The sequence below is a fragment of the Allocoprococcus comes genome (genome assembly GCF_013300725.1).
Taxonomy (GTDB): domain Bacteria; phylum Bacillota; class Clostridia; order Lachnospirales; family Lachnospiraceae; genus Allocoprococcus; species Allocoprococcus comes_A.
On record NZ_JAAIMM010000077.1, the window covers coordinates 1 to 1,608 of the forward strand.

Annotated in this window: 2 protein-coding genes; both read right to left on the reverse strand. The window is 38.7% G+C overall.

Annotated features, from left to right (window positions below):
- Positions 1 to 1,088: RNA-guided endonuclease InsQ/TnpB family protein (locus G4407_RS16025; RefSeq protein ID WP_173689673.1), on the reverse strand; the 1,088-nt coding region annotated here is incomplete at its 3' end.
- A 52-nt stretch (positions 1,089 to 1,140) separates the two neighbouring features.
- Positions 1,141 to 1,551 carry an IS200/IS605 family transposase gene (gene tnpA / locus G4407_RS16030; RefSeq protein ID WP_420315006.1) on the reverse strand — a complete coding sequence of 137 codons (411 nt, stop codon included), beginning with the start codon at positions 1,549 to 1,551 and terminating at the stop codon, positions 1,141 to 1,143.
- Between the last annotated feature and the right edge of the window lie 57 nt (positions 1,552 to 1,608).

Consider the following 1,608-nt stretch of genomic DNA (forward strand, 5'->3'; position numbering starts at 1 on the left):
GCTTCTGCATATCTTTTTGATACTTCTGGTGATAACGGGCTGCACTGGCTTGTATAACTTTCTTCCTGTTTTATCAATTGTATTCCATACAGTTTCAGTTTATAGTCCAGCATGATGTACAGCCTGTCATATGGCAGTCCGTGAAACTTTTGGTTGGTCTTATGCCCTATATCTTTTCCTTTACGAATATTTCGGATATCTCCCACAACCACACAGTGGATATCTTCTTTTCTGCAATATTCTGCAATCCATCTGGTCGCTTTGTGAAAGTAGTCTTTTACTGCATTCTGCTTTTTCCTATATAGTCTCTGGATATGTTTTGATGATTTTGGATATTTTATTCCTTTTTTCGATTGCTGCGCATACCATACAGACTGTACTCTGGCTATCTCTTTATGAAAGTATCTTTCCAGAGAAAGATATTTTCTTCCTAGAATAAAAGTCCTTCCATTTCCTGAATCATAACAGGTCATCAAATTGTGAAGGCCAAGATCAATAGATAAATAATGTCCATTCTGGGAAAGCTGCTCTGGTTCTTCAATCTCATAGATAACGATAAGGTCACATTTTTCATTTTTCGGTGGATAGATCCGCAGCTGTTTTATATGATCCATGTCCCTGAAAATCTTATTTTCAAGATATAGAAATTTTTCATGGATCCCATATGTTTCTTCCATATAGCTTTTCAGATCCTTTGGCAGAGACAGCCGCAGCTGGTCTGAACCTTTCTCATGCCGGATTCCCATCTGCATGTATGTAACAGGTATATTGTCCTGTTTAAAACGGGGCGGATTTGGTTCTTTGATCCCCCCAGTCTTTTTCAGGACATAAAAAGATTTCCATGCTTTGTCCAGCTGTTTACAGGTTTCCTGCGCTGTCTGTGACGGAAGTTGTCTGTACCACAGATTTCCTTTATGTGCTTTTTTCTGATAGTACCAGTCAGGATACTTTTCCAGTCCCAATTCTTTATAATGATGACGTTCATAGTTGCAGATATTCCAGAGTTTGGAAGCTGCATAACACATATGTCCTATGATATTGGAATATTCCGGCCGAATTTTTATAGATGTTCTGTGCGACAGTAGCATTCTTCTTCCCCCTAGACATTCTTGTAGATGGAGATTTACATTCCATCTTGAATTAATACGACTTGCTCTGATGTTCAATATAACGGCGGATATTTTCTTCAGATACAGATCCGATTGTTTCCACATAATAGGAATGATTCCACAGCTCTCCTTTCCATAGCTGGTTTCTTATTTCCGGAAAACGTTCGAACAGTTTTTTTCCAGTGATTCCCTTCAGATACTTAACAATTGCTGTTATGGACAACTTCGGTGGAGCAGATACAAAGCAGTGGACATGATCACCTTCACCACATTCGAATAGATGGACGGTAAATCCCTTATCCGCAGCAATCTGCTGCACCAGTTCCTGAAGATATTCCTCGATTTCTGGTTTTAATATCTTTCGCCGGTATTTCACCGACCATACCATATGGTAATTGATATTACACACGCAAGTCCTATAATGTATAAGTTTTTCTTTCATACACATAGTATAACATGAGGAGTAAAAACGCGCAACGGAAAATCGAACATATTTTCG